The organism is Pseudomonas sp. 3HC3 (assembly GCF_044904505.1).
GTDB classification, from domain to species: domain Bacteria; phylum Pseudomonadota; class Gammaproteobacteria; order Pseudomonadales; family Pseudomonadaceae; genus Aquipseudomonas; species Aquipseudomonas putida_Y.
Genome location: NZ_JADDRH010000005.1, coordinates 126027 through 151055 on the forward strand (window position 1 = coordinate 126027; position 25029 = coordinate 151055).

24 protein-coding genes are annotated in these 25029 nt (G+C 60.0%); 1 reads left to right on the forward strand and 23 read right to left on the reverse strand.

What is annotated here, in order from left to right; translation table 11 throughout:
• The first annotated feature begins 6 nt into the window (after positions 1-6).
• Positions 7-360: a hypothetical protein gene (locus INQ47_RS10890; protein WP_404701666.1), complete on the forward strand. Its 354-nt coding sequence runs from the start codon at positions 7-9 to the stop codon at positions 358-360.
• Positions 361-457: 97 nt separating this feature from the next.
• Here the strand turns inward: INQ47_RS10890 and INQ47_RS10895 are convergent, their stop codons facing one another.
• The 23 genes from INQ47_RS10895 to INQ47_RS11005 all read right to left on the reverse strand — a co-directional run bounded on the left by INQ47_RS10895 (position 458) and on the right by INQ47_RS11005 (position 24889).
• Complete coding sequence (locus INQ47_RS10895) at positions 458-1306, reverse strand: hypothetical protein (protein WP_064491224.1); 849 nt, start codon at positions 1304-1306, stop codon at positions 458-460.
• Positions 1307-1342: 36 nt separating this feature from the next.
• Complete coding sequence (locus tag INQ47_RS10900; RefSeq protein ID WP_404701667.1) at positions 1343-1915, reverse strand: hypothetical protein; 573 nt, start codon at positions 1913-1915, stop codon at positions 1343-1345.
• A gap of 5 nt (positions 1916-1920) precedes the next feature.
• Complete coding sequence (locus tag INQ47_RS10905; RefSeq protein WP_026031970.1) at positions 1921-2763, reverse strand: hypothetical protein; 843 nt, start codon at positions 2761-2763, stop codon at positions 1921-1923.
• Positions 2764-3012: 249 nt separating this feature from the next.
• Positions 3013-3807 carry a hypothetical protein gene (locus INQ47_RS10910; RefSeq protein WP_404701668.1) on the reverse strand — a complete coding sequence of 265 codons (795 nt, stop codon included), beginning with the start codon at positions 3805-3807 and terminating at the stop codon, positions 3013-3015.
• A gap of 12 nt (positions 3808-3819) precedes the next feature.
• The gene (locus INQ47_RS10915; RefSeq protein WP_404701669.1) at positions 3820-4788 is read right to left on the reverse strand and encodes a hypothetical protein; all 969 of its coding nucleotides are present in this window, start codon (positions 4786-4788) and stop codon (positions 3820-3822) included.
• 133 nt (positions 4789-4921) lie between these two features.
• On the reverse strand, positions 4922-6232 hold the full coding sequence (locus INQ47_RS10920) for a type IV secretion protein (RefSeq protein WP_404701670.1): 1311 nt from the start codon (positions 6230-6232) through the stop codon (positions 4922-4924).
• 55 nt (positions 6233-6287) lie between these two features.
• Positions 6288-6506: a hypothetical protein gene (locus INQ47_RS10925; RefSeq protein WP_019438931.1), complete on the reverse strand. Its 219-nt coding sequence runs from the start codon at positions 6504-6506 to the stop codon at positions 6288-6290.
• Positions 6507-6609: 103 nt separating this feature from the next.
• Entirely contained in the window at positions 6610-7809 is a 1200-nt protein-coding gene (locus INQ47_RS10930; RefSeq protein ID WP_014592463.1) for an ATPase, T2SS/T4P/T4SS family, read from the reverse strand.
• Positions 7806-8699, reverse strand: a complete 894-nt coding sequence (locus INQ47_RS10935) for a type IV secretory system conjugative DNA transfer family protein (protein ID WP_404701671.1) — start codon at positions 8697-8699, stop codon at positions 7806-7808. Before INQ47_RS10935 ends, INQ47_RS10930 begins: the two co-directional genes overlap by 4 nt.
• Before the next feature lie 14 nt (positions 8700-8713).
• A complete protein-coding gene (locus tag INQ47_RS10940; RefSeq protein ID WP_223279199.1) occupies positions 8714-9214 on the reverse strand; it encodes a DotD/TraH family lipoprotein in 501 nt (166 codons plus the stop codon).
• A gap of 81 nt (positions 9215-9295) precedes the next feature.
• Positions 9296-9835, reverse strand: coding sequence for a transglycosylase SLT domain-containing protein (locus INQ47_RS10945; RefSeq protein ID WP_404701672.1), 540 nt, complete (start codon positions 9833-9835; stop codon positions 9296-9298).
• Positions 9823-10440 carry a hypothetical protein gene (locus INQ47_RS10950; RefSeq protein WP_404701673.1) on the reverse strand — a complete coding sequence of 206 codons (618 nt, stop codon included), beginning with the start codon at positions 10438-10440 and terminating at the stop codon, positions 9823-9825. The genes INQ47_RS10945 and INQ47_RS10950 overlap by 13 nt, the downstream gene beginning before the upstream one ends.
• Positions 10441-10556: 116 nt before the next feature.
• The gene (locus INQ47_RS10955; RefSeq protein ID WP_404701674.1) at positions 10557-13508 is read right to left on the reverse strand and encodes a type IV secretion protein DotL; all 2952 of its coding nucleotides are present in this window, start codon (positions 13506-13508) and stop codon (positions 10557-10559) included.
• A gap of 11 nt (positions 13509-13519) precedes the next feature.
• The gene (locus tag INQ47_RS10960) at positions 13520-16582 is read right to left on the reverse strand and encodes a type IV secretion system protein IcmB/DotO (protein WP_019438927.1); all 3063 of its coding nucleotides are present in this window, start codon (positions 16580-16582) and stop codon (positions 13520-13522) included.
• Between the two features lie 63 nt (positions 16583-16645).
• Complete coding sequence (locus tag INQ47_RS10965) at positions 16646-17392, reverse strand: HNH endonuclease (RefSeq protein WP_404701675.1); 747 nt, start codon at positions 17390-17392, stop codon at positions 16646-16648.
• A 73-nt stretch (positions 17393-17465) separates the two neighbouring features.
• On the reverse strand, positions 17466-17846 hold the full coding sequence (locus INQ47_RS10970; protein WP_404701676.1) for a hypothetical protein: 381 nt from the start codon (positions 17844-17846) through the stop codon (positions 17466-17468).
• 37 nt (positions 17847-17883) lie between these two features.
• Complete coding sequence (locus INQ47_RS10975; RefSeq protein ID WP_014592472.1) at positions 17884-18468, reverse strand: hypothetical protein; 585 nt, start codon at positions 18466-18468, stop codon at positions 17884-17886.
• A 15-nt stretch (positions 18469-18483) separates the two neighbouring features.
• Entirely contained in the window at positions 18484-19107 is a 624-nt protein-coding gene (locus INQ47_RS10980; RefSeq protein WP_404701677.1) for a hypothetical protein, read from the reverse strand.
• A gap of 10 nt (positions 19108-19117) precedes the next feature.
• Positions 19118-20545, reverse strand: a complete 1428-nt coding sequence (locus INQ47_RS10985; RefSeq protein ID WP_404701678.1) for a DotG/IcmE/VirB10 family protein — start codon at positions 20543-20545, stop codon at positions 19118-19120.
• Positions 20542-21555, reverse strand: coding sequence for a DotH/IcmK family type IV secretion protein (locus tag INQ47_RS10990; RefSeq protein WP_404701679.1), 1014 nt, complete (start codon positions 21553-21555; stop codon positions 20542-20544). The genes INQ47_RS10985 and INQ47_RS10990 overlap by 4 nt, the downstream gene beginning before the upstream one ends.
• A 2-nt stretch (positions 21556-21557) precedes the next feature.
• Positions 21558-22322, reverse strand: coding sequence for a DotI/IcmL family type IV secretion protein (locus tag INQ47_RS10995; protein ID WP_014592476.1), 765 nt, complete (start codon positions 22320-22322; stop codon positions 21558-21560).
• Positions 22312-22578 (reverse strand): hypothetical protein, encoded by a 267-nt coding sequence (locus tag INQ47_RS11000; protein ID WP_019438921.1) that lies wholly within the window; start codon positions 22576-22578, stop codon positions 22312-22314. Before INQ47_RS11000 ends, INQ47_RS10995 begins: the two co-directional genes overlap by 11 nt.
• Positions 22579-23497: 919 nt before the next feature.
• Entirely contained in the window at positions 23498-24889 is a 1392-nt protein-coding gene (locus INQ47_RS11005; RefSeq protein ID WP_252458873.1) for an amino acid permease, read from the reverse strand.
• Positions 24890-25029: the final 140 nt, after the last annotated feature.

The following is a 25029-nucleotide window of genomic DNA, read 5'->3' on the forward strand; positions in this document are numbered from 1 at the left end:
GAGACCATGCCGACTGCCCAGGACTTCCAGAGCTTCACAGCCTCCGTATTCCCGTCACAAGCGGAGGAAATCGTTATTGCCAAGCAGCCGGTGCTGGCCGAGTACGGTCAGGAGTTGCGCGGTGCAGTCAATCAGCTTGCGCCGGAGGCGTCGCGAGCACTGCTCGCAGAATATGGCGCTGCCTCGCCCACGCTGCTCAGCAGCATCGAAGCGTCCATCCTGCAACGCGAGTTCGCCCATGAACATGCGGCTCAGCAGGCGAACCTTAATCAGAACTGGCTGAACGCGGCCGACGCGCATGCGGCCGGTATCGACGAGTCGGTGGCAGCGGCTGACGATATATGGAATGCGGCTCAGTGATACCCCCAGCCTGCATCGCCTCCCAGCCTGAAAGAAGGGCCGGGTGCCACGGCGACTCGGCGCTTATTCACCACGCCGGCGCAGGGCACCCCACTGCTTAGCGCGAAGCGCTCTTGTACCCGTGCAAGGCATCCTTGCACGAGAGCGACGATACAGTGAAGCGCACCACGTACTGCATATAGTCACCAGGCGCGATATTGGCCGGACGCGCGCCTCTGTCAGCCACCGAATTGTAGGCAAGTACGGCATCACACGTTGTCCAGTCGCCAACCTCGGTATTCTGCTTGGCCGACTGCGTGCGCATCTGCGCAGCAAACCCTGCATCTTCCATGACAACCGGGATACGCTGAGGCGTGGTCGTCAAAGCCACATGCTGCCCACTGCCCACCCCCATGAAGCCTACGCTGATAGTGATGTTACCGTTGCGATCGACACGCGGGAGACCACCAAAACGCGTGGCGAACTGCTGCGTGGCCGCCAACCGAGCAAGGGTCTGCCCTTTCAACCTGGCCCAGTATGCATCGGGCGGATTGTCTGCATCATAGGCAGGTGCCGCCCTGTCGTACGGCTTGCCCGCAAGTTTCAGCGCCAGTTGCCGCTGGAAGTAACGGTCACGGCACCCTTCGTTGACATCGCGATCCAGTTCTTTGCCAGATTTGGCGCTGTACAGCAACGCGGACGCGCAGGTGTAGTCATACTGGCCGTTGAAATACAGGTACTGCCCATTACCAACAGGGCTCTTGGTCGGTATCAGGTCGAGCCCGCCGCTACCTGCACCACCAGCAACACCGGTCACAAGGCCATTGGGCATCATTGAAGTCAGCGAGCTGACCGTTTCGTCCGAGAAGCGAATCTTGGTTGTCCCGTCCGGCATCTGCTCGGTCGTGACACAGCCCGCCATTGCCACGGCGGCCAGCACGGGCAGGATGAATTTACACTTGGTCATGCACGTATCCTTACTTGTAAAGTCTGCTTGAACGCATCAGAAGAACCGCCCCATGTCTTGCTGCTGCACCTTCGCTTGACGGGTCTCGCGGAGCTGGCGCACCACGTCACCCGGGCGTATCTCGACAGGATCGCCACACGGCTCGCCCACCTCGACCACGTAGCCGTCACACACCGACACCTGGATGAGCTGGACGAAACGAGCAGCGGCCATTCGCGCACGCTTTTCACCCTCGTCGACGAATATGCCCAGCGCCAGCGGTGGCATGCGCGAATCCATGAAGTTCACGCCCTCGACAGACAGGTACAGCCGGTCAGAGACGTAGGCAGCCTCGAAAGGCATGCACGAAGCCCAGGCAGCCTCGAATGGCTGGACACCCACATACAAGGTGTCGCCCTCCAAGGCAAAGCTGAAACGCCCACTTTGCATGGGCGAGAGGAGTATCACGCGGTCGTGTTCAGGATGGCGCAGCACTTCGTCCCGCTTGAAGTTCGCCGTCCAGCGCAGAAAGTTGGCATACGCCACCACCTGCCTGGCCGCCCGCGCTACACGGGCCCGCTCCTCTGCACTTATTGCCGGCCCGACATCCTTATGGCCCTGGATACCCATGTAAATCAGTCCTCGTGCTTTTTGCGTTTTTCCAGCATTGCGAAGAAGTCATCCAGAATCTTGTTCAACATCTTCTGCGGCGTGTGGCCAAAATTCTTGGCGTGCTCCGACACCCGCTCATGGTTGTCATTACGCAAGGTGTAGGAGTTGGACGGGTCCTTTTTGCGGTTGCGGAACGAAATCAGCCCGGAACGCCGCGCCATCGACATCATGCGCTCGTAGTCCGTGTGCGAAATGTTGAATTTCTTGCGGATATCGACCTTGGTCAGGCGTTCGTCCGCCTTCATCAGCCGCACCGACTCCACCATCAGGTTATGCAACTGATTCAGCCGCACCAGGTGGTTGAAACCGCTATCGATCTGCCCCCGCTCCACAGCCCCGCGATCGGTGTCCGGACGCGCCAAGCCACTCGAGAGGTTCTTCAATACGACCTCGTCAGACAAGTCGAGCGGGTTTCGGTTCTTCTTGGTTTCCTTGAAATCGGGTGATTCACCGCTCAGGTAGTACACCGAGCCTTGCTTGGCGATTTCCACTTCCAGGAACGAACAGGCAACCATGAAGATGTCTTCAGTACAGAGCTTGCGCGACACGCCCTGCTGAATAGCCTCGCGACTAAGCGGCTCGTCGGCAGCGCGCATCGCGGCCTGGGTATGCTTGGCCCGCTGGATGTCCTGAACCATGTTGAAATACGACTTCAAAGGCAGCACCTTGTCGGACAAATTGACCAACGGGTGCAACTCCTTGACGGTGTCGGCCAGTACATCTGGCGAGGGGACCAGCAGCGACCTCAGGCCCTGGGCAAGGGACAATAACTTGGCCCCGTCTTTAACTTCATTCGCTGGTCGCATAAACGTACCTAAGATTTCCAATCCAAAATAGTCTTAAAGTGCCTGCGCAGGCTTACACACTCCGCTCAAGCAGAACAGCAGCACCAAGCTTCGTAGGCCGGGCCCGCTCTCATTCTCCAATCCTGGAAAAGATCCTCCTTCGGCACCACAAGGCAGCATTCGGGCGACGCGAGAGGACTCCCCGCCATTCTAAGCGCCCGCAAACCAGCGAAAGGCATACCCCATCCATGGAGCAGGAAGCAATGGTAATCATTGCGGCGCCAGGCACCCAATGTCACCACCCTGACCTGGATCAAGCCCCATGGACTGCAGGGTCTGCTTGGTCAATTCCACCTGCGCCTTGATCGACTCCGGGTCGTTCGCCATCTGCTGCGCGACAGCATTTTCAATCGGCGACTGGGAGGAAGCAAGATGAGACATGGTCGCCATCACCGCAATTACCACCAAAGGCGGCACCAGCCAGGCCATTGCGGTCTTGCGCCGGCGTGACCTGGCCTGGCTCTCGGCACTGCTTGCGGCCTGCTCGCGCAAGGCCTTGCGCGAAGGCTGGGACGCTGCACCCTGGTACTGCGAAGCAGTCAACGAAACCGGGCGCACGACCTCTGCAGGCACAGACGCCCTTTCAGTTTCCTGGCGCTGGAAGTAGTCGTTCAGGGCCTCGTTCAGGCATTCCGAAAGGGCCTGGCGCACCGTGTAGGCAACCAGCGCAGGCTCGATATGGGTAAGCGCACCCTTGCGGTCTGCCTCGGCATGAAACACCAGTTGCAGGGCCGCCAGTTCGTGACTGACCAGCAGCCCGCCATCGCCCTCGATCGCCAGGCTGACGCTACCTTTGAGCACCCGCAGATGGCCATCATCTTCAGCCGCATCGAAGCCGGCCACCACCAGCGACAGCTGCTGGAACGCCCTGGCGATACGCACGGTACGGGTAGCCCGCTGTGCGTCATGGGGACTTTGGCTGTCGAACACCACCAGCAAGTGCTCGCCCGAACCGAAGATTCGGATACTGGGGTCGAACTCAAAGTTCGGCGCTTTGGCTTTCATGTACTTTGCTCCTTAAAGTTTTCCAAAGATGTCTTCAAGCACGACCGCCTGTGAAAGGCCGGTCATCATCCTTGGCTTCCCTGTACGGTGATCGATGAAGAATGCAGCCGGCACACCCGCCTGTTCCTTGCCGTTGTGTTCGAATGCGGCGAACAGAAACGCGAGGTTGGTGCTCAGCTGCTCGACGGTTTCCGGCGATGGCTCGGAGCGGACCTGTTCGTGGTTGCCCAGTACCCGCGCCAGCATCTTCTGGTCCTTGGTCTGCAGGATGGTGGCGGCCAACGGCACGCCATCCGCCGGGTTACCCAGTGCTGCAGACGGGATCCACTTGATCGAATGACCCTTTGCTGCGTAGGCCCTTGTCAGGTTGTAGGCTTCGCGGCAGTACGGGCAACGCGGGTCGATGATGATGTAGACGGTATCGCCGATGCCGCCCTTGCCTTCCTTGATGCCTGCCAGGGAGTCGACGGTTTTCATCGACTCCGGGACCGCGCCTTTGAAGGTGCCGTCCATGGCTGCGGCCTCACGCACATTCGGCGCCTCAACGGGTGACATCTGCGGCGCAGCTGGCGCGGCCGCGACCGGGGCAGCTGCAGGCGGCGCAACGACGGCCTGGGCGACGCCAGGCAGGAAGGCATCGGAGATATTGCTGCCCGTTTCGGCATTCCAGGCCACACCGGTGAACAGCACCGCAGAGTCCGGCGTACTGAAAAGCACCACTTGATGGCCGTTCTTTTCAACAGTCCAGGCGGTCAGCCCGCCGAGGCCGACCGGCCGGGCACTGACGATACGCCCATAGCGCGACACCCGTTGCGCGGTCAGGTCATCAAACGCCTGTTGGCCAGCGTTTACCTGCGCGGTGCCTTGAGCGGTGATGAAGGCAGAGAGGTCCGCCGGTTGTGCCGGGGCGGCATGGGCGACGGAAACCCCCGCCGCAAGCGCCGCCAGCACGGCGACAGGTCTTGCAATCACACCCTTCATGGCTCGATGTCCCTATTAAGAATCCAATACGACCGCATTCTAACAAAAAAGCAAAAAAAGGCACCAAAAAAACAAAAAATGGCCATCTATATAGATGGCCATTTGCTTTTATCCAAACCCTCAAGACTGAGCTTCAGGCAGCCCCCTCATCGAGCGCTGCCCCTTGTGCCGCGGCATACCTCTCCTGCTGTAGGGCCTCATAGCGCTTCTTGTCGGCTTCGGAATACTTGTACGCCGACATCGCCAGTTCAAGCCCGTTGACCGCCTTGTCCAGCTGCGGCTCCGCCAGCGATACCCCCGCTTTGCACTCATACAGAAAGTGCGACAGGATCCCCGGCGCTTCCGGGAAACCGGCCTGGCGCCCGATCGTCTGCAGGGCATACCACATGTCACGGTCGAAGAAACGCAGCCAGCGCATTTCTGCGGGTGGCAGCACACCCAGGCGGCGCGCCTGGAAGAACATGGCAAAGATGATGGTGCGGACGAATGCGTGCGCGTGCAGGATCGCACTGGCATTGGGGTGCTTGATGTACTTCTGGATGATCGCCCGAGGCTCTTCCAGCGGCACTTCGGGCTTCAGCCAGGCATAAGGGTCGCCCCGCTGCTCGGCCTTGCCGGCAGGTGCCTTGAACTGATCCCAGCACCAGGCAACCATGTAGTCGCTGTCGGCCATTGCCGCCTTGAAGGCATTGTCATCCAGCGCCGTATCAGTGGCGACCACCCGCGGCAACGCTATCGCCACCAGCAGTGTTTCTGCCGGCGTCAGATTGGCAACCCGGGTCCAGTGCTGGCCCAACTGGCGACGCATCACCTCGGTGGTTTTCTCGCGATCCAGGGTTGGTGCCCAGCTGCGATCCGATTGCTCCTGCCAACCACTGATCAACGAGTGCCGGTAGGCAAACTGGCGGGAGGTCTGCGACATGCCGAACACTGGGTGGTCCAGCGGCTGGGCGATCAGGTCGAGCTCGGCGAACATGCGCAGGTGCGGGTACTGCGCCTTGTTCTCTTGCACAAAGCTCTTGATATTGTGCGTCTTGGTGAACCTGAGCTTGGGGTGGGTCTTGTTGATACGCAGGAACATGCGCACCGACAGGATCACCATCAACAGCAGGAAAAAACCATTCATGAGCAGCGACGACGAAGTGATTTCACCCCACGCCACGCTGGAAAAATCTCGCTGACAGGCACCGATGATGCCTTCCGGCGCACACATGCGCCCGACCCACTGGTTGATCGAGGCAATACCTGGCAGCGCGACAAAGTCGCCCAGCACACTTGGCAACCACAGCTCGACGTAGCGAATGTAGGTGTACACCTTGGCAATCTTGTCGTGAGCGAAGTACCAGGCACCCCACCCCCCGAGGTAAAGCACTGCCATGATCCCGAGCAAAATGGCGGGGTCATCCCAGGTAAAGCTCTTCTGCCCACCTCCCTGTTGCTTCATTCAACGCCTCCTCTGGCCGCCACAAAGACTCTGCCGGTCATGTCTGTCTTGCCAACTACCTGGCCAGTTCCTTGAGCAAATTGTGCGTGGTACGCACTCGCCCCACCATGAACACTGCGGCTCGGCGGCAAACCGCCCGCACAGTCATTTTCTTCACCACCTCGATGTAGACCAGGGCAATCGTCATGCACAGCGCCAGTGGCAGCAGAAACTTCCACAGCGCCGGTACCAGCAGCAACATCAACCACGGCAAGGCGGCACTTGCATTGATCACGAAAAAACGTGCGGGGGGAGCGCATCTGCTCCAGTGATACCGTCCTGTTGCCATAACTTCTCCGTAAACTCGTTGCAGTCAGCATTAATGGGCAGCCCGCACCTCAGCCGTGGCGCAGGTCGCGGGCAGTCGCCTCGCTGATCAGGCCTGCGGCCAGCAGGCGATCCGCCTCGGCAGCAAAGGTATGCCCTTCTTCACGCACGAACTCGGCAACCCGCTGGGTTACCCGGCCCATGTCGGTCAGGTCCATCAAGGTGTCGCGCACCTGCTCGGTAAACCTCAGCCACGATCGCGCAGCGGTGCGTTTGCCATCCACCGTCGGCACAAGCTTCTGCGCCATCATGAAGCGGCTGGTATCGACGAGGTCGTAGATGGCGGTGGCACGCTCCTGCTCCGGAAAGCGGGAAATCATCCGGCGCATGATCGCCGCCACATCCTTGGCGTGCACCGTGCCAAACACCGGGTGCCCCGTCAGCGACAGCTCCACCGCCGCGCGAATGGTCTCCTGGTCGCGCAACTCGCCGATCACGCACAGGCCAGGCGCACGTCGCATGGCCTCGCGGTTTGCCCGGTAAAAGTCTTTGAAGTGCGTGGGGATCTGCGACTGCACGAAGATCGAGTGCTTGCTCTGGACCTTGTCGTAGGTGAATTCGATCGGTTCTTCATGGCTGATCAGGTTGCCCTTGATCGGCGTGTCGTTTTCCAGGATGAAGCGGTTGATGGCGGCAAAGGTGGTGGTCTTGCCATGGCCGGTGGCACCGGCCACATAGACAATGCCATCACGTGGCGTGGCCATTCTGACGATTTCCTCGCTCAGGCCCACGTCCTGGATGCGTGGCGGGTCATCGGGAATGGCCCGGATGACAATCTGGCACGAGGTATCGCCATGGCAGGCGATAGGCGAGGCGTTTACCCGGTAGGCATAACGCAGGCGCGCACCGCGGGCATCCTTGCGCTCCGGGTCGAACAACTCGTAACGCTCGTTGACCGCCGTGCCGGAGACGATATCGGTGGTGGCGGTGTCCCGATTGGCCGCCATCTTCAGCAGTTCGTTGACTTCCCCGACATCCAGCGCACGCCGGGTGACCGCATACATCCGCCCATATTTCTTCACCACCACCGGCAATGCGGGCTGGATGAAAATGTCGCTGACGCCATGGGTCAGGGTTTCCAGCATCATGGCCTTGAACTGGTCGGCGCGATCGAAACGAAACGGGTCTTCGTAACTGGTCAGGCGCTCCAGGCGCTCGATCATCGCACCCGGCTCCAGCATCATCACGTCGTCGTGGAAGTCCTGCTTCATTGCCGCCCGCCTTCAACGCCCGCGGGCTGTCGGGCTGCAGCAGGCGATGACGCCGGGCTGCCAGCGCCGGTTACCGGCGCACGGCGTGGAGGGTTGGCAATGGTCGAAGTAGCGATCGAACTGCGCCACACGTTCATGTTTTCGTTGAACTCGGGCAAGGCGGTGATGCGCAGCAGGGTTTCGTCCACCGCCATCGACCGTCCTTCCCGGGTAACCGGGATCGCCGCACCGGAGATGATCGGCATGGTGACCTGGCCGTGACGGGCAAACTCATTGAAACGGCGCATACCATCGATATCGCGGTTCATCCGGTCGAAGCCGTAGGTCAGCATCAGGTTGGCCTGCTCGACACCTTGTTGCCAGCCCTCGCGCACGGCCAGTTTCCACACCCGCTCTTCCTCGTCGGAACGCGGCACCAGCGCCGAAACCAACGAGGTGCGGTCGAAGGTGGGCGGCGGGAAGTTCAGGTATTCGCGCCAGCTGGGCGGCACGGAGGAAAAGCGTGCCTGTGACTCGATCTTGTAGGCCGCCCCCGACAGGCGCAGCGTGTAGTCGCCGTCCTGGTTGTACAGGTGGCGCGCCTCGGTGATGACCGGCGGCACGACGCGATCCTGGATCATCAGGCTACTGAAGTCATAGACGGTGTCGAACTCACGCTCGCGCAGCTTCAGGGCTTTGTTAATGTTGGTCAGCTGCCACGCCAGGCCAGCCTTCACCCCCACCTGCAATGCCGCATCGAGAATGGCTTCGCCGCGCGCGGCCGATGCCTGGTTCTTCTCATCACGCATGGCCTCGATAGCCGACCTGGCATCGCCGGCGTCACCCTGCTGCTGCACGTAGGCGGGTTTGTCATAGAGGCGCTCGGCGTCCTCGAGGGTCATCGGGGGCATGTCCATCGCCATGTTCAGCCCCTCCCCAGCGCCAGCGGTACCGGCTTGTAGATCAGGCGCAGCGTGTTGGTGCTCTTGTCCAGCACCACATCGGCACCGGTATCGATCTGTGCACCCACATCCTTCAGCACGTTGATCGGCGTTGCTTTGCGCACCCACACGTTGATGGGCTTGAGATCGACGCGCTTGCCGCTCTCGACATAGGCGTAGCCATAACGGCTGGCGAAGGTCTGCAGAAGCTCCTGAGGCTTGCCAATGAAGTCGATATCGACCTGGTCGGTGTCTACTGCAGCCTGCCGCGAAGCAGCTTGCACACGGTCGGCGTTCAGCCGCGAAACGTAGGTGTGCTGAGAATTGACCGCTACCGACACCTTGTCGGCGATGATCCGGCTGGCAAACGCCTCGGTGTCTTCGGTAGTAGGCTTGGCAGAGCTGGCACAACCACCCAGCGCAACCAGTGCCACCAGCACACCGCCAGCCTTGCAGGCGCGTGCACCCATGCGTATTCCTTTCATGTAAAAACTCCTGAAGTTGTCTTGTTCATCGACCCGGGGTAACCCTTACCCAGAAGCCTTGGCATTCTGCGGCGACCTGCGTTACTGGTAGCTGACCACCAGCCTGGCGTGGCGCTGCCGCTCGAGGTACTTGCCCCATTTCACCGCCAGCGGGATCAGGTCTTTCTTGTAGATGTCGTTGAATTTGCGGGTACGCGAGTGGTAATTGGCGGCGCGGGTCCAGAAGTCCTGGCCGTTGTTCTCGTCCAGCTTCTGGCGCAACAGCCATGCCGCCAACTCCGCGTTGTAACAACCGCGCCAGGCAACATCGGACTTGGTGATCGCCGGGTATGCGGCAAACACACCTTTCGGGCCCCAGTGGGTGGTATTGATCTGGAAGTGGCCAAGGTCGAAGGTGCCATTGCGGTTCGACACGCTTTGGCCGTTCTTGCCGCTCTCCTTGCTGGAGATGGCCAACAGCACGTTGGCCGGCACACCCTGGCGCTGGGCGGCCTGCACGACGCAGTCGATATCCGCAGGCCGCACGGCATAGAAGTCATCGGCCAATGCCTGCATGGCGCAGCACATCAGGGCGATGAACAACCACTGGGGCCGCTTGCGCATCATGGTCAGATGATCCATTTCTGGTGCTGGAACCAAAACCAGAACGCGCCCTCGACGAACAGCTGCCCGGTCGAGACCTGCCAGCTGCGATAGGACTTCTTCATGCCGAATACCCACAGCGCGAAGCCGATCGACAGCCAGTTGAGGGCGATCAGGATGCCCGCGCCGGTCGCCAGCATGTAGATGAACCCGGCAATCGCAGCAGCGCTGGCAATGAAGAACGCCCTGGAGTGCAAGCGGTGGCTACGGGCAATCCGGTCGATCTCGTCACGCTCAATGGTGGTCAACTGCGCCTTGACTCGCTCGTTGCGGTAGCGCGCGGCATGCTCCTTGACCTTCTTGACGTCATCCTCTTCAAGCAAGGCGAAGTCGCAGTTGTTGCAACCCCAGCTGTGCAGCACACGCATCTTGCCTTTCGGCTCCTGCTCGAACTCCTGGTGGTCACCTTCCGTCTTTAGCAGCACACCTCGCTCGCACTCGGGGCACGCTGGGCTGAAGTTGGAACGCCAGAGTGCCTTGATGTGCTGGTTGCCCATGCGCAGCTGATTCACGCCAAGCGCCGCCATCGGCATGGTGATGAACGCGAACTTCGCAGCCTTCTTCCCTGAACTGAACAACCCCATCGCCTCACCTTAGCATGCAAAAATTCTTGTTTCTGATTATCTGTCAGATATCTATCGTCGTCAATTTATGACAAAAAATAGAATCACACGCCGATCTAGGGCTCTGACGTCCGGTCTTACTTGGGCGGCTGCTCTTTCATCATCAGGCGGCACTTGGCCTGCAGGTCATTCAGCCGCTCGCGCATGCCGGCCACACCTTGAGCAGCGGGTTCAGGGGTAACGCTGTAGTCCGTTTGCCGGGCAATTTCTGCGCAGGTTTGCTCGATCCGCTCTTGTGCGGCCCACTTGTCCGACAGCGATGCAAAGCCTTCGCCGCTGGCCATCAGCTGCATGTCGAGCATCTGTTGAGGCACGACCATGGCCAGCTCACGTGCCCATTCATCGTCCAGTTCCTGCTCGTCTACCGGTGCAATGGCTGGCGTTACTGGCGTCACGGCCAAAAGGTCGGCAACGGCCAGGATGCTTGCCTGGATCCCCTCCGGGCTCATGGGGTCAATTTGTGGTGCGGGCACTGGAGCTGCTGTAACCATTACCGCATCCGGCACCTCGGCGGGGGCCTGCGGCGCCGGTTTTTCTGCCAGTGGTGCTGCTGGAGCCGGCTTCTTCAGGTCGCCGGACAAATACGCCCCAAGCACGCCGAGCGAGGTGTCCAGCCGGCCCAGCAAAGGCCGGTCAGGGTCGGCATAGTTATGCTCGAACACACTGTGCATGCGGGCAAGAGTTGGGTCACCCTTCACTACCGCGCGTACCCGTTTGGCGAAAGAGCCATCCTTCAGGCTGTCGACGAATGCCTGGCGCGACTGCCGGTTCTGCGGCAGGTCCGAAGGCTCAGGCGGCTCGACCGGAATGAAATCGTTGATGCGCATTTCCTTCGGCGCCGGGCCGGCCGTGTAGAAGCCCAGGCCGCGAATAAGCGCCACGCCACCGGTCTTGCCATTTTGCGATTTCTTGCCGATCAGGAAGGTGAACTCGCCGTTCTCCTGCATGGCGACGTCGTCGTAGTTCAACCGGCTGCGCTGCTCGATGGCAATGTTGTCCGACTGCCGCAATTTTTCGTTGCCCGCAACACGTTCGAAGTTGCCCAGCATGGCTTGCGAAGACTCGGCCGCCGCACCCTGCACGCGCCGCCAGGTTTCCGATTCGGTGCCCGAGGTCAGGCGGCCAACGGCGCGAATGTTGGTGTTTTCCCAGGTGGCATCCGCTTCTTCGGCGCTGGATTTCTTCAGCGAGGAAAAGTCCTGCGCCGCGAAGGTGACACTGAAGCCCAGGCTACGCGCTTGGGCCGGGGCCACGGCAAAGCCGACCACGGCGTAATAGCCATATTCGTCGAGAATGGTATAGAACGGGAACTTCGAACCGGTCGGTCGGCTGTCGATGATTTCGCGCACTACCCCTTCGACCCGGTTGCCCAGGCAGCCGGCCATCATCTGCTTGATGCTGCCTACAATCATCTTGCCAAGCATGCGCATGCTGTCCGGTGCACGCTCCAGCGCCGGCAGCAGCACCACCAGCAAGCGGCGGTTGATCACCACATCATAGAAGTCCACGTCACCGACGCGGGTCTTGAAGATATGGCCGTAGTTGAAGGTCAGGTCGTTGAAGATCCGTCCCAGCTGCATGACGATGTAGCCGTGCTGCTCCAGGGTCTTGGTTTCCTGCTTCTTGAACTTCGCCTTCTGGTAGCCTGGCAGCGTTAGCAGGTACGAGCGCAACGGGGCGACGATCACGTCGAACATCTCACCGTACTTGCCGCCGTGCTCCCACACCAGATCTTCGATGACGTTGAGCTCGAAATATTCCAGGTACTTCTCGGGCGACAGGTTGATGTGCCCCTTGTCCCGCAGGTAGGTCAGCGGCCGCGTCAGGGCTGCCACGAACATGATCGCCCGCCCCTTCCACATGTCACCGCCGCCGCCGGAATCATCCATTAGCGACACAATCAGCTCGATCAACATGCCCGACGAGGTGTTGCCCATCATGTTCATGTTGTTGGTCACCTTGTCGACTTGCTTCTCGACGAAGTCGCGGCCAGAGGTGATGAAGTTGATGATCAGCAGGTCATCTTCGCGGCCCAGGTAGCGCGACAGGCGGAAGATTTCCTTCTGCAGCTTGGGGTCACCCTTGCCGTCGACGTAGATGAAACCAGTGTTCTGCACCAAGGCGTTGAAGACGATGCCGAGCAACAGCTCGGTGTTATGGGTGACCAGGCTGTCGTCAGTGATGTAGAGGTGATGCGGGTGATCGATCTCGATGCACTGGCAAGGTGCCTGGCCGGCAGCCGTCACTTTCCACACCTCGGCCCAGCCATTGAACTTGGCCGAGCCGCGCTTCTTGCGCACCTTGGGCAGCATCACCACGATGCCGCGCCCCATCAACTCGCGAATGGCGTCGGTGGTCACCGTATGGGCTTCTTCGCTGCCATCCTGCCCGCGGGTAAGCACCCGCCACAGGTGGTCACCCGTGGCTTGCGCCCGGCGCCCGTCACGCGTGGCCACGGTCCAGATCGGCTGGATGCCCTGCTCAATCACCCGCAGCACCGCAGCCTGCTTGCCATCGGGCGTGCACACGCTGTCGCCGACCCGGATGCGGCCCATTTCCACCCAGCCGCCCGGAGTCAGCACCTTGGCATGCTTGGGCTGCGGCTTACCGGAGCCAGTGGTACCCAGCACCAACTGGTGGGTGCGTAGGTCACTGTCGCCGGCGTAGATCTGCTCTTTGCTCTCCAGGTCATTGCCGAAGAGAGTCACGCCCTCACCTTTCTTCTTGCCCTTGTACGAGCCGTCATTGACGTCCGCCAGCTTAGGCACCCGATAAGGGAAATCGAACGTGCGATTGTCGACGTCGACGAACTTGCGCTTGAACGCCCAGGCCAGCAGCAACAGCAGCTCACCGGAAAAGGGCACCTTGATCGAAATCAGCGCCAGGACCGGTAGCGCGAAGGTTCCGAAAACCGCGCCGTCGGCCGACTGGAAGAAATCACTGAAGCGCTGCCCGGCCAGGCGGGTATCCTTGCGCCTGCGGCTGCTGCTGATTTCATGCTGACGGGATGCGCCCTTGTACTGAGCCATCTGTCACTCCCTCACACTACGTCTTCGAATGCACTGGCGCTGATGTAGTCAGCCACCAGGTCTTTGGCGATCCGCGCGATCACCGACTGCTCCATGTCGTCATCGACGAACTCGACGTCCTTGAACGTCTCTCGCTTCAAGCGTTCGACCATGTCTTTGCACCCCCCTGACGGGAAGCGCCGGGCCAGCAGGGCCAGCGCATCGGGGCGCGGCATGTGCTCGTAGAGCATGGTGCGCAGCTTGCGGTCCTCGGCGGTCGTGGTCAGTGCCCACAGGCGCATCGGCCCGGCAGACATGGTGAACAGCTGGCTGTAGGTGGCATTCTTGGTCTCGAAGCGGGCCAGGAAGGTACAGCCATGCTTGTTCGCACCGTGCACGAAGTTGACCAGCGCATGCTCTTCGGTGTCGGACAGGCCGATGTTCTTCCGCAACCAGTCGCGGGTTTCCTTGGTGCCCGAGTCGAGGATGAAGGTGGCCGTGGCGATCTTGGTCAGCTGGCCGAAGTCTTCCATCAACTGCGAAGCCAGAATGATCTCCATGTTCCACTTACGGGCCTCGCGGCCATCGGTCTGCATCTGCTCCTGCAAGCCCACGTGGCCACCGGTCTTGTGGAATTCGTCCATGCACATGACCTTGTATTCATCCACCAGGTCGGCCACCAGGCGCTCGTAGAACGGCAGGTACTTCTCGGTGAAGAACGGGAAGTCCTCCTTCGAGAATGCCACCTTCTTCATGAAGCACTGGCGGGCGATCATGTACATCAAGGCAGTCTGCTTCTTGGCCGAAGCAGAGCCCTGCAGCGCCACGTCCTGCAGGTCGAGGGCAACGATGCGGGCACTGCCGACGTCGAAACGGGTGTGGTCGGCGAACACCGGGAAGTCGCCGACCGCCTCGCGAATGCCGAGAATGAACGCATCGACCAGGCTGCGCCCTACCTCACCGGAGCCTTCGTACTCGGCACGCACCTCTTCGGTGGATGCCACCGCCACCAGGTCGTTGAGGGTAGGCACCGCATAGCGCTGGGTGACTTCCGCTTCGTACACCATGCCGGCATCGAACATTGCATCGACCAGTTCCCAGTAGGTGGTGGCCGGCAGAATGCGAAAGCCCAGCGCCGCCACGGCGCCGTCGACCACGTCGTTGTGCCCGGGCTTGTAGGTTTCCGGGCTGGCCCTCTCGATCTTGTCGTCCTTGCGCCGGTAGGCCAGGTCAACCATGCGGCCGACGAAGTTGCTCATCCCTTCATAGGGCTTCTCGCGTTCGGGCGGCGTCACCAGGATAGTGAGAAAGTTCTTGTTGAACTCGCGGTCCTTCGGCAGCGGGTAACGCTGGCCAAGCGGTGTATCCAGTGGGTTGATGCAGTCCTTGCGAGCGTTCTGCAAACGTTTGTACACCACCAGGTGATGCAGCCGTGGTGGCAGGTTGTCGCGCACCAGGTCGCAGAAACCGGACGAAGAAATACCGATGTCGGTGATGCCGATGTAGGGCAACCCGGTCAGGCCCGGCATCAGGCACGATTCGAAGTGGTTGTTGTTCATCAACACCGACTTGCCCGAGCCTGGCTTGCCTGCAATCAGGGTGATCCAAGTGGTCTGCTGCGAGGAAAAACGCTGGTACTTGAGGATCTTGCCATCCAGGCTGCGGTAGATGGTCGACCCTTCCTGGAACGGCGAAGCTGGCCGGGTCAGCGGCAGCATGGCCACGGCATCGCCCAGCGGCGCAGCGGCCGGGTCGCCCAGGTGCTTAGTGGTCAGGGCCAGACAGTTGGACTGAAACGCCTGCATCGGGTTACCGGTACGTTCGATGAAAACGGGTTGGCCCCAGGCTTCCAGGGTCCGCCAAAGCTTCGACTTGCGCAGCGCCAGTTCCTTCACGCCCTTTTCGTCCGGGCTGGCCCAGGTCATCGCGGCCACCTGCAGCTTGACCATGCATTCACCGTCACGCACGCGCTCGCGCAGTTCCTTGGTGGCGAGGTTGATGTTGCGGTTCTGCTCGGAGGTGACCGACAGCAGCTGGGCGAACAGGCTCTTCCAGGCCAGCACACTCATGCCGTCGGAGGACAGCATGATCGACACCGAATACGGCAAAGCGCGCGACACACCGTTCTCTTGCGTTTCCGCGCGGTTGAGGCTGTTGAACAGGGTGTTGAAGTATTGCGGCTCTGCCGGTGGAATCGACATCAACAACGGCGCATACACGCGCGAGCCAACCCGCACACTGGTAGGGTCCGGCAGCAGGCTGGTGCGCTCGCCACTGCCGATTTCAGCCGAAGTGACCATGATTTGGCTGGGCAGCGTGGGGTACATGAACTCCGACATGTCGCCATTGCGCTTGCTGGTCTTCCAGCGCATGGGAATGGCGCTACCCGGAATATAGGGCTTCCAGGTACGCGGCGTGATGTCGGGGTTTACCTTTGCACGGATGGCGCGGATCGCTTCACTGACGTCGAGCACATCCGCCGAGCAACCGAACTCAGGGGACGTCAGGTCTTCGGAAATCTTGGTGACAAAGGAAAGGTGGCGGTCCTTGAGGTAGGAAATAGGCCGCAGCAGGTTCTGCGCTTCGGCGGTGGCCGGCCACTCCGATTCCTTCCTGAACTCGTTCAGCGCCTCGCGCGCCATCGACCTTTCGGTCTGGTCGAGCAGCGCGGGCCGCGACCAGAACACCAGGTAGCATTCTTCGTCATACACATACTGAGCGTACTTGCTGACACCTTCGTTGATCAGGTGCCGCACGTTGAGATTCAGCCGCTCGGCGGTTGCTGCCTGCTGCAAGGCGTTCTGCTCCAGCGGCGCGGTCGCATCCAGGTCGCGGCTGAAGACAATCTGCAGGTGGTGGCCGCGTACCTTGAAGTACACCGAGAGCGACGCTTCCAGCAGGCTGACCAGGCGTTCGAACTGTTCGCGCCCAAGCACGCTCTTGGTGCCGTTGAAGCGCACGATGGAAGCCAGCGAACCGTCGTTTGCGACGATGGCCTGCCCGCCATCGACCGTTTCCAGGTCGCAATAGTCCTGCACGTCTGCCTTGAGCTGGCTCAGCACCGTCAGGATCACCGCCTCGAGTTTGTTAAACATTTCCTTGTTCTCCCTTGCCAACGCTCTCAACGGCGAGACTGAGCAGCAGTACGAGCGGCTGCATCAAGCAAAATTCTTCAGTAACTGGCCGGTCAATGCCGACCAGTTAGCTGGCAAAAACACCGCACGGTTATTGGCCGCGTAGTATTCGAGCTGTCCATCTTTGAACGCGCTTTTGGTTGGGAACAGCCGTAACGGCGCCAACCATTCAGCGCGCTTGCTAAATTCTTCATCGCTGACAAGTTGCTTGCTCGCGAGGGTTTCCGCCACGCCAAGCACGGTGATGACTTCGCCACCGAATATTTCTTTCAGCGTGTCATTACCACGAAACTTGAAAGCTGCCAGCAGGCTGGCCAGCTTTTCATTGGCCGCCACGTCATCGAGCAACTCATTAACGTAGATACAGCGGGCAATGTTATTGATCTCGGTTTGCGTCAGTTCCTGCACGGCGACGAAAAAGCCGGTGTCATTCATGGCGCAGGCGCCAAGATGATGAACCTGACGACACAGGTTGCAGGCGGTGATCAGGTTTTCCTTGGTGCAGTTGTCGGCATTGCCGTCCAGTGCATGAAGTTCCTGAAACTTTGCAGACTTGAACCCGCAAAAGCGGCAGGTGTAATTGTCGCGCTGCCACACCGAAGTGCGAAGTTTGCTGTTTTCATCGCTGAACAGTTTGCGCTGGTCATCGTCCGAGCGCCACAGCGGCCGACGCACGCCAAATACCGGCTGGTTGGCAGTTCGACTGAGATAGCCACTCGACAACGTGGGCACAGTGTTTGCCTCGCGTTCAGAAGCGTTTGTTTCGCTCACGTCCGAATATTCCCGAAACTGTTCTTGAGGTGCGGGGCATGACGCCCCGCAATAGGTTCAGCGGCGTGCAGCGTTAGTTGACCAAAGTGTTGCGCATGATCCACATCACGGTACCGACACCCGCCATCAGGCCGCCGATGAACAGGCCGACAATCGCCGACATCGGCTTCTCACGCTCATCCTTGGAGGCTTTCCACAGAGTGTAAAGGGAGATGGCGACAACTACGAAACCACCAACCGACACCAACGAGATCAGCAGCGTGGCGCCGCCCTGAGCAGTGTCGTCGATGTTGCTCATGACATCACTGGCCGTCTTGCCACCCGACTTGTCCTGGGTCAGGTCGGTTTTTTCGATGGCAAAAGCCGACGGTGCCGCCAGGGCCCCGATAACAGCGGTAGTTGCACGAACCTTGGCCGAATCGTATGCAGCTTTCAGAGTTTTGAGTGCTTTCATAAGTGACGCTCCTTATATTTCATGTTTCGAAAAGCCGTTACGACCACGGCGTGAAGAGGCCAACCAGATTGAATCCGATTGTGTTATTGAGTACATCGCTGAACCATTTGAAGTTCCACGCCAGGACGCCGCCGATGATCCAGCCGCTGGCGGTGCCGAGGCCGGCTTGAGTTTGATTGTTGTAATAACCGTTTACCGTCAACCAACCTTTCACCATGGCGATAAAGCCGACAACCTGCATGATGCCCAGCAGGGCCAGGGTTGCCAGTTGTGCCTGCTCTTGCAAAGTCGTCCCGGTCGAGGAATAGGACAACATGCGCGAGTTGGCATAATCCCCGGTCAGGGTTCGCGACATGATGCCCATCCACTCCAGCGTACCGATCGCCAGCAAGATAGAGCCGATCACCAATTGCACACAGGCAGAGCCGACAGAAAAACGCTGTCTTCCGGCCACATATTTCAATGCGTTGTCATGGGTCACGCCCCACAACTCGATCAACGCCGCACCGGTCAGATAGAGGCCGATAAGCACGGCAATACCCTGGCACATCATGATCGCTGTCGGGATGACCTTCCCGATATTGACCATTACATCTACTAGATCGGCAAATCCGGCCGCCATGACAACGTCCCTGTTTTAAAGAGCGGGTGAAGTAACAACGATGCCGCTGTCGCGATCGACGGCAAGCACTTTCAATTCGCGCTGCACCGGTGGCAACGGGTCGCCGGCCTTGACGCTGTCTTCGCTATCGCCATTTTTCACCCAGGCCCGGTGCCCGACCACCGCCTGCACCTTGTAGCCCGAGGACTGCGGGATCGGGTGAGCGCGCCTGGTGTATCCTTGCGAGGCAACGGGCGCCGGCTCCCGACGCGGTGGCTTGATCACCTCCACGCGCTGACGGCTGTCTTCGTAGAACTGCATGCGCTGCTGCAGGCCGGACAGGTTGTTATCCAGGGCCTTTATCTGGCTCAACAGCAGTTGAGTATTGCGCTGCGATTCCTCGCGCACGATCTTCAGCTGTTTTTCGCTGTTTTCCTGGGCCTGCAGCGCCGCCTGCGCCTGCTCCCGGGACTTGGCCAGTTCGATGCTCAGCACATCCATGTGTGGCTGTTGCGCCAATTGTGCCTGGGACTGCGGGATGCGCCTGGCCTTGGCCGCTGGCGACGAGGTCGCCTTGATCACAACCACGGCGAGCACGATGAGCGCCAGGAAGCTGCCGGCAAAAACGCCAATGAGTTTTCCGAACGACCAGTTCTTCATGTCGAACTCCTTATCGAGATTGATCGTGAACGTCTTGCAGGAAGAACAGGCCAAAGCCTTTGTTCGCAGGCGTTGCGTAGGTTGCCGGGCGGTTGAAGCCGCGGCGCACTTCGCCGGCGATGGCGGTGCCCATTTCACCGACCGACGAACCGATCACCTGCTTGGTCGAGGGCTCGGTAGTGGTCTGTGCCACGACGCCACTCGGGCTGATGACAGTGGTACCCGCTGTCTGCTGGTAAGCCCGGCCGTAGCCGGACAACAGCGAGGCGGCACCCAGGGCGAAATAGCGCTCCATGGTGTGGTGGTCCTTGGTCTCGGCAATGCCCTGCTTGGCATCATCCTCGCGCAATGCCACAGCGCTGATGCGCATGGTCGGACGAGGGTCGTTGACCGGTGGCGCAAGAATGGTGAACTTCACGCGAATGTTGTCGGGCGCCTGCTCGATCTTGCCGATCAGCTTGGAACCGTTCCACTTGCCGCCTCGAATGGTCGCCAGCACGTCACCACCATCATCGGTGTTGACCTCGGCATCGAGCGTGGCGTACATGATGGTACCGGTCTTGATCAGCATCGCCCGGTCGGTGTCACCCACGGCCTCGATGGCATTGGGGTCCTTGTCCTTGGCAGCCCGTACTGCGGGGCCTGTGACACTGCCGCCAACGCGCTCGGTCGGGTAGTAGCTGACGGTGCTGAAGCTGCTTCTCTCAGCGAAGCCCTTGGCACTTTCAGACTCGCCCATCAGTTGCTTGATCGACTTCAGCGTTTCGCTTTTCAGCTCGCTGACGTACTGGTCGCGCTGCTCCTCGGCCTTTTTCAGCTCCTCCTCCAGGCGCCGGCGCTCCTGCTCCTGGGACTGGGCGCTGGCCACACCAGGCCGCTGTGAAACCTGGGCTGAGTCACGAGGCGGCATACCCGCCCCGATGTAAATCTCGGGCGAACGCTGATTGCCGTCATTGTAAGGCTGCCCAGGCACGTTGAACTGCGCGCCCTGGCCACGAGCCAGATCCCGCCCGGTGGACTGCACGATGTTCGGATCGAAGCCAGGCTGATAGGACATCCCGCGCTCGGCAGCCTGTTCGGCCTCCAACATGCTGCGCTGCGCACGGCGCTCTGCTTCGGCCTTGGTAATAGGGTCGATCGACACTTCAGGTTGCGGCGCATTCGGCACGTCCACCGTGGACGCCTTGCCCGCAGGCGCATCCTTCGAAGACATGCCGTTGTAGGCCAGGGCGCCCAGCGCCAGCACGACCAACCCGGCAGCAATCAGCGAGACCTTGCCGACACCGGAACCGAACACCGCCTGCAAGTTGCGCTGCATCTCATCGGACTTGCGCGCCTTCTTCACCTGCGGGCCAGCCGGCCCGTCGCGGTCGGCTACCAGGTGCTCGTCCTCTTCATCGAAGCCCGAGTCGTTCGGCGGCATGTTGTTATCACTCATTGCAGATTCCCTTGCTCGATGAAGACGGTTACGGCTTGCCCGCCAGTCGTGAACGTGACGCTGTTCTGCATGCCCGCATAGCGATACACCGCCACACCGGTGGTGCTTCGCGCTGCGTTGGTGTAGGCCGGATATTGCGCATCAGCCTTGGCTTTCACGTACATGTTAGGGCCATAGCTCCAGGCCTCGACGCCCTCCAGCCCGGTCACCTTCAGGCGGTTGGCATCTTTCGGCGGCACACCATCCAGGAAGTAGGTCAGCGCATCGTCGATCGACGGCATCCGCAACATCGCCACACTCGCTGTCGCATCCGGGTTGCGCCCCGGCACCTTGGCATCAACACGCATGTCCACTTCTTCCTGGCCGGCGGCCAGGATCAGGATTATCGGCGTGGCCAGGCCGCGCAGGGTGACGGTGACATTGCCGTAGGCCGCCGCTGTGGCGGGGTCCAGGGTGAGGATGTTGGTCGGTGCGGCAGTACCGTTCTGACCGTTCTGCCCACCTCGCTCGCGACCGTCGCTGAACAGCTCGCGGTTGATCGACACGTTCTGGATCATCCACGGCTGCCCGGCATAGTCGGAGAACACGATCGATGACTGCTGGCCCTTGCTCAGGCGAACGATGGGTGGCGATACCCCCGGGTCGAGGTTGAGTGCCAACGTGCGGGTCACCGGCTTGGCCGGGCTGACATAGGCGGTGGCCTTCTGCTTTTCCCGCTCCAGCCACAACTGCTTGATCAACTCGACTTGCGACGATGTCAGCTGCGAGTCCTGCACGTCGTTGACCGTGTCACTGATGACATCCTCCGGGCGCGGATAGACCACTTGAGCAGCGCTGGATACCTGCCGGCCCAGGCCATTCATCGGCGGCTGGGGCGGAGCCTCGCTTCCTTGCGCCGCGTCAACCTGCCCTGCGCGACCCTCGGCAGCGGGCGCAGTTGGCGCCTCGTTGGCAAATGCAGGCAAAGCGATAGCGCTCGCAAGCAACGATGCGATCAGATGCTTCTTCATGGTCACTTCCTTGAGGTGTACGGCGACAGCTGAACAGAATCGACGGCAATGCCTTTGATGTTGGTGGCCGAGGCGGGGATCTGGACGATGGTCACGGCGGCGAGGAAGTCCTGGCGCGAGCGCGCCTGCTGGTCACCGCCGACATAGAATTCGATGGCAATCGGTACCTGCACCAGCCAGTAGTTCTGCCCGCTGGCCAGCACACCAGCCTCCTCGACCTGGGCAACCTGGGTGGCCATGGCGCGCAGGATCATCCGCCCCTTGAGCACGCGTTCCAGGTTGCCGGAATCGTCCAGGGTCTTCAGGAAAGCCTTTCGCCCCTCGTCGGTGTACCAGCGGGCGCCCGCAGAATTGAGGTTGGAGCGGTAGTTCACATAGTCGTAGGAGTACGAATTGACCACGGCATCCTTGGCATACTCGGCAAGGGTGGCCGGGGTGACGCGCGGATTGCTCTCGGTCGAGACTTCACAGATCGCGTGATTGTCAGTGGTCGGGATCCAGCGGTACTTCGGGTACCAGAACACCACCGCAGCGATGGTGACGCCAAACACGCAAGTCAGCGCCAACAGTTGGCCCCATACGCGCTTGTTGCGGCGCTTGAGATCGAGGCATTCCAGCTGCAGGCGTTTGACTTCACGCACGGTGGCCGCTGCTTCACCCGGCGTTTCATCCAGCGCCAGCTCCAGCAGTTTCTCTTCGTCCGTGCCCCGCCGAGTCTCCTGCGCTTCGCCACCAGGGGTTCCGTGTTGGGTTTCCTTACTCGACATTGCGGATTTCCCCTGTCGTTCCGTCGTAGATGCAAATCGAGTCGGTTCCGTCATAGAACACGACATTTTCAAAGTTGGTTTGAGTCACCAGCCAGATGGCAGCAACCGCAACAAACGGCAGCAGGCCTATGCACGCCCACTCGCCAACATTCAGCAACACGCCAAGCAAGCGGTTGTAGCGTCGCAGCGCGCGAACATCCACGTCCTGCCCTGCACCGCTGCCCCATGACGTAGTGATAGACCCCAGCTCATCCATATCTCGCTCCATGCGGCGGCATTTTCATCCAAAACTTAGAAAGCTGCAACAGCGAAATTTTGACAGATTGAGATAATACCTGCAATCCGCGACGCATTTTGACACGCCAGCACCCGAGCCTTTGACGCTAAATGAGCCAGATCACGCGAGCGCGCAGCCAAACAAAACCCTGCCGAAAACAGGGATTTTATCCAATAAATGCTAATAAAATCAGAATGTTGAGATCGAGCGCCCAGCCACCAGATGCAACCGAGCACTTGAGTACAGGAGGTTTTAAAAAATGAAGGCCTTCAGATTATTATGATGCTAGAAACCTGACCATTCAGTCATGCGCAGAGGCCAAACGAGCCTGTTTTGAAAAGCCTTTGAGAAACTGTATAACCCACGAATTGCGTGGCTTACAGGGGTTTTAGAGGGCCATACTTCCAGGTTGGCGGCGGAGGGGTTGCGACACTTCCGCCATAACAATCCTAGAACTTGCTCCAGCCTCCCTCCCTGACCTTCACCGAGGGCCTACACCCACACACCTCGGATTAAAAACCCTTTTAAATCAAGGGAAACGGCACATCAAAAGCGCGTTCTGCCGCTTGGCATGTTGCGCAGCGCAACCGCAGAAGCGGCGGATAAAGTCCGACCGAGGCGCATTAGCCTAACGCCAGGGTAACGAACCTGTATGGCTAAAACGTGATTTTCCAACAAATACACAATATTCCGAGATAGCGGCTTTTTGACATCAAATTGCCAGCATGCTTCCTATGTTTGGGTGCCATGCAAATCGAACGCCGCCAGGGCGACGCTCGATCTCATGGATGATAAAAAACTTGCGACAAGCACCCTTCAGCGCCGCCGCTATTTCACACCCGAAAAAAAAGGGCACCCATTCACGGGTGCCCTCTGCTCTACTGCCAGGTGAACTTGATCACCCCATTGATCGCGCGCCCACCGGTTGCGCATGGCCCCTCGCCGTCACGATCCCCAGGAAGGAAATCACGATCGCCAGGCCCAATGTCGAGCTCACTTCCGCCCGATGCTCAGGCGTGTACATCATCACCGCCAGCGCCCCGGCAATGAAAATGATCACCGCCCAGGTCAGGTACGGGAACAGCCACATGCGGAACTTCAATTCGGTGTTCTCGCGCTCCAGACGGCGGCGCATGCGCAGCTGGGAGATGGCGATAACCATGTACACCAACAGGGCGATGGCGCCGGAGCTGGCCAGCAGGAACTCAAACACGCCCTTGGGTGCGAAGTAGTTGAGGACCGCGATGGCCGCACCGATCAGGGTGCTGCCGAACACTGCAGCACGCGGTACACCGACCTTGGAGGTCTTGTTGAGGAAGGCCGGGGCGTCACCGCGCTTGGCCAGCGAGAACATCATCCGCGAAGCGATGTAGATCGACGAGTTCATGCAGCTGGTAACAGCTACCAGTACCACCAGGTCGACCATGAATGCCGCGTTGGGGATGTTCATGATTTCCAGCGCACGCTGGTACGAACCCACCACTGCAAGCTGCGGGTCGTTCCACGGCACCACCGAAATGATCACGAAGATCGACAGGATGTAGAAGGTGCTGATACGCCAGATCACCGAGCGAGTGGCCTTGGCGATGTTGCGCGACGGGTCGCTGGACTCGGACGCGGCGATGGTCACCGCCTCGGTGCCGATGAAGCTGAACATCACGGTGATGAACGCACCCACCACTGCCGACCAACCTTTTGGTGCAAAGCCGCCGTACTCGGCAACCAAGCTGCTCAGGCCACTGACCTCGCGGTTGGGCAACCAGCCCATCAGCGCGGCAAAGCCCAGGCCGATGAAGCCCAGAATGGCGGTGACTTTGAGGATGGCGAACCAGAACTCGAACTCGCCGTACTTGGCCACGCTGAACAGGTTGGTACCGGCCAGCAGCAATACCGAAGCCAGGGCGAAGATCCAGCTGTCCACCTGCGGGAACCAGGCGTTCAGCACATGCCCGGCGGCCAATGCTTCGATAGGAATTACCAGTACCCAGAACCACCAGTATAACCAGCCGATGGTATAGCCGGCCCAGCGGCCAATGGCCTGGTCGGCATAGGTGGAAAACGATCCGGTGTCGGGGTGTGCCACGGCCATTTCGCCGAGCATGCGCATGACCAGTACCACCAAGGTTCCGGCCACGAAATAGGAAATTATGGTTGCTGGCCCGGCTGCCGCGATGGCATGGCCAGAACCTACGAAAAGTCCGGCGCCGATGATGCCGGCGATGGACAGCATCGTTACGTGACGTGGCTTGAAACCTTGTGCAAGGTTGCCATCAGATCCCACGGTGTTCATTGATGTTGTTCTCTTTTTGCTGACACAAGGAAGGACGGGCAGGCGTAGGCGAAAAATATCTCCTTTGAAATCAATAAGTCGACACGTTACTCGCGCTCTGTTGTTGATCTTTGGAGCGCTTCACAGAGCAACGTGTCAGT

Excerpts from the sequence above, each read along its gene's own strand:
- INQ47_RS10975 (WP_014592472.1), bottom strand. The coding sequence starts at position 18,468 with ATGGCGGCCGGATTTGCCGATCTAGTAGATGTAATGGTCAATATCGGG.
- INQ47_RS10935 (WP_404701671.1), bottom strand. The coding sequence starts at position 8,699 with ATGCCCCCGATGACCCTCGAGGACGCCGAGCGCCTCTATGACAAACCC.
- INQ47_RS10900 (WP_404701667.1), bottom strand. The coding sequence starts at position 1,915 with ATGGGTATCCAGGGCCATAAGGATGTCGGGCCGGCAATAAGTGCAGAG.
- INQ47_RS10915 (WP_404701669.1), bottom strand. The coding sequence starts at position 4,788 with ATGAAGGGTGTGATTGCAAGACCTGTCGCCGTGCTGGCGGCGCTTGCG.
- INQ47_RS10910 (WP_404701668.1), bottom strand. The coding sequence starts at position 3,807 with ATGAAAGCCAAAGCGCCGAACTTTGAGTTCGACCCCAGTATCCGAATC.
- INQ47_RS10970 (WP_404701676.1), bottom strand. The coding sequence starts at position 17,846 with ATGAAAGCACTCAAAACTCTGAAAGCTGCATACGATTCGGCCAAGGTT.
- INQ47_RS10985 (WP_404701678.1), bottom strand. The coding sequence starts at position 20,545 with ATGAGTGATAACAACATGCCGCCGAACGACTCGGGCTTCGATGAAGAG.
- INQ47_RS10945 (WP_404701672.1), bottom strand. The coding sequence starts at position 9,835 with ATGGATCATCTGACCATGATGCGCAAGCGGCCCCAGTGGTTGTTCATC.
- INQ47_RS10895 (WP_064491224.1), bottom strand. The coding sequence starts at position 1,306 with ATGACCAAGTGTAAATTCATCCTGCCCGTGCTGGCCGCCGTGGCAATG.
- INQ47_RS10905 (WP_026031970.1), bottom strand. The coding sequence starts at position 2,763 with ATGCGACCAGCGAATGAAGTTAAAGACGGGGCCAAGTTATTGTCCCTT.
- INQ47_RS10920 (WP_404701670.1), bottom strand. The coding sequence starts at position 6,232 with ATGAAGCAACAGGGAGGTGGGCAGAAGAGCTTTACCTGGGATGACCCC.
- INQ47_RS10960 (WP_019438927.1), bottom strand. The coding sequence starts at position 16,582 with ATGTTTAACAAACTCGAGGCGGTGATCCTGACGGTGCTGAGCCAGCTC.
- INQ47_RS10930 (WP_014592463.1), bottom strand. The coding sequence starts at position 7,809 with ATGAAGCAGGACTTCCACGACGACGTGATGATGCTGGAGCCGGGTGCG.
- INQ47_RS10940 (WP_223279199.1), bottom strand. The coding sequence starts at position 9,214 with ATGAAAGGAATACGCATGGGTGCACGCGCCTGCAAGGCTGGCGGTGTG.
- INQ47_RS11000 (WP_019438921.1), bottom strand. The coding sequence starts at position 22,578 with ATGGATGAGCTGGGGTCTATCACTACGTCATGGGGCAGCGGTGCAGGG.
- INQ47_RS10950 (WP_404701673.1), bottom strand. The coding sequence starts at position 10,440 with ATGGGGTTGTTCAGTTCAGGGAAGAAGGCTGCGAAGTTCGCGTTCATC.
- INQ47_RS11005 (WP_252458873.1), bottom strand. The coding sequence starts at position 24,889 with ATGAACACCGTGGGATCTGATGGCAACCTTGCACAAGGTTTCAAGCCA.
- INQ47_RS10890 (WP_404701666.1), top strand. The coding sequence starts at position 7 with ATGCCGACTGCCCAGGACTTCCAGAGCTTCACAGCCTCCGTATTCCCG.
- INQ47_RS10990 (WP_404701679.1), bottom strand. The coding sequence starts at position 21,555 with ATGAAGAAGCATCTGATCGCATCGTTGCTTGCGAGCGCTATCGCTTTG.
- INQ47_RS10955 (WP_404701674.1), bottom strand. The coding sequence starts at position 13,508 with ATGGCTCAGTACAAGGGCGCATCCCGTCAGCATGAAATCAGCAGCAGC.
- INQ47_RS10980 (WP_404701677.1), bottom strand. The coding sequence starts at position 19,107 with ATGAAGAACTGGTCGTTCGGAAAACTCATTGGCGTTTTTGCCGGCAGC.
- INQ47_RS10995 (WP_014592476.1), bottom strand. The coding sequence starts at position 22,322 with ATGTCGAGTAAGGAAACCCAACACGGAACCCCTGGTGGCGAAGCGCAG.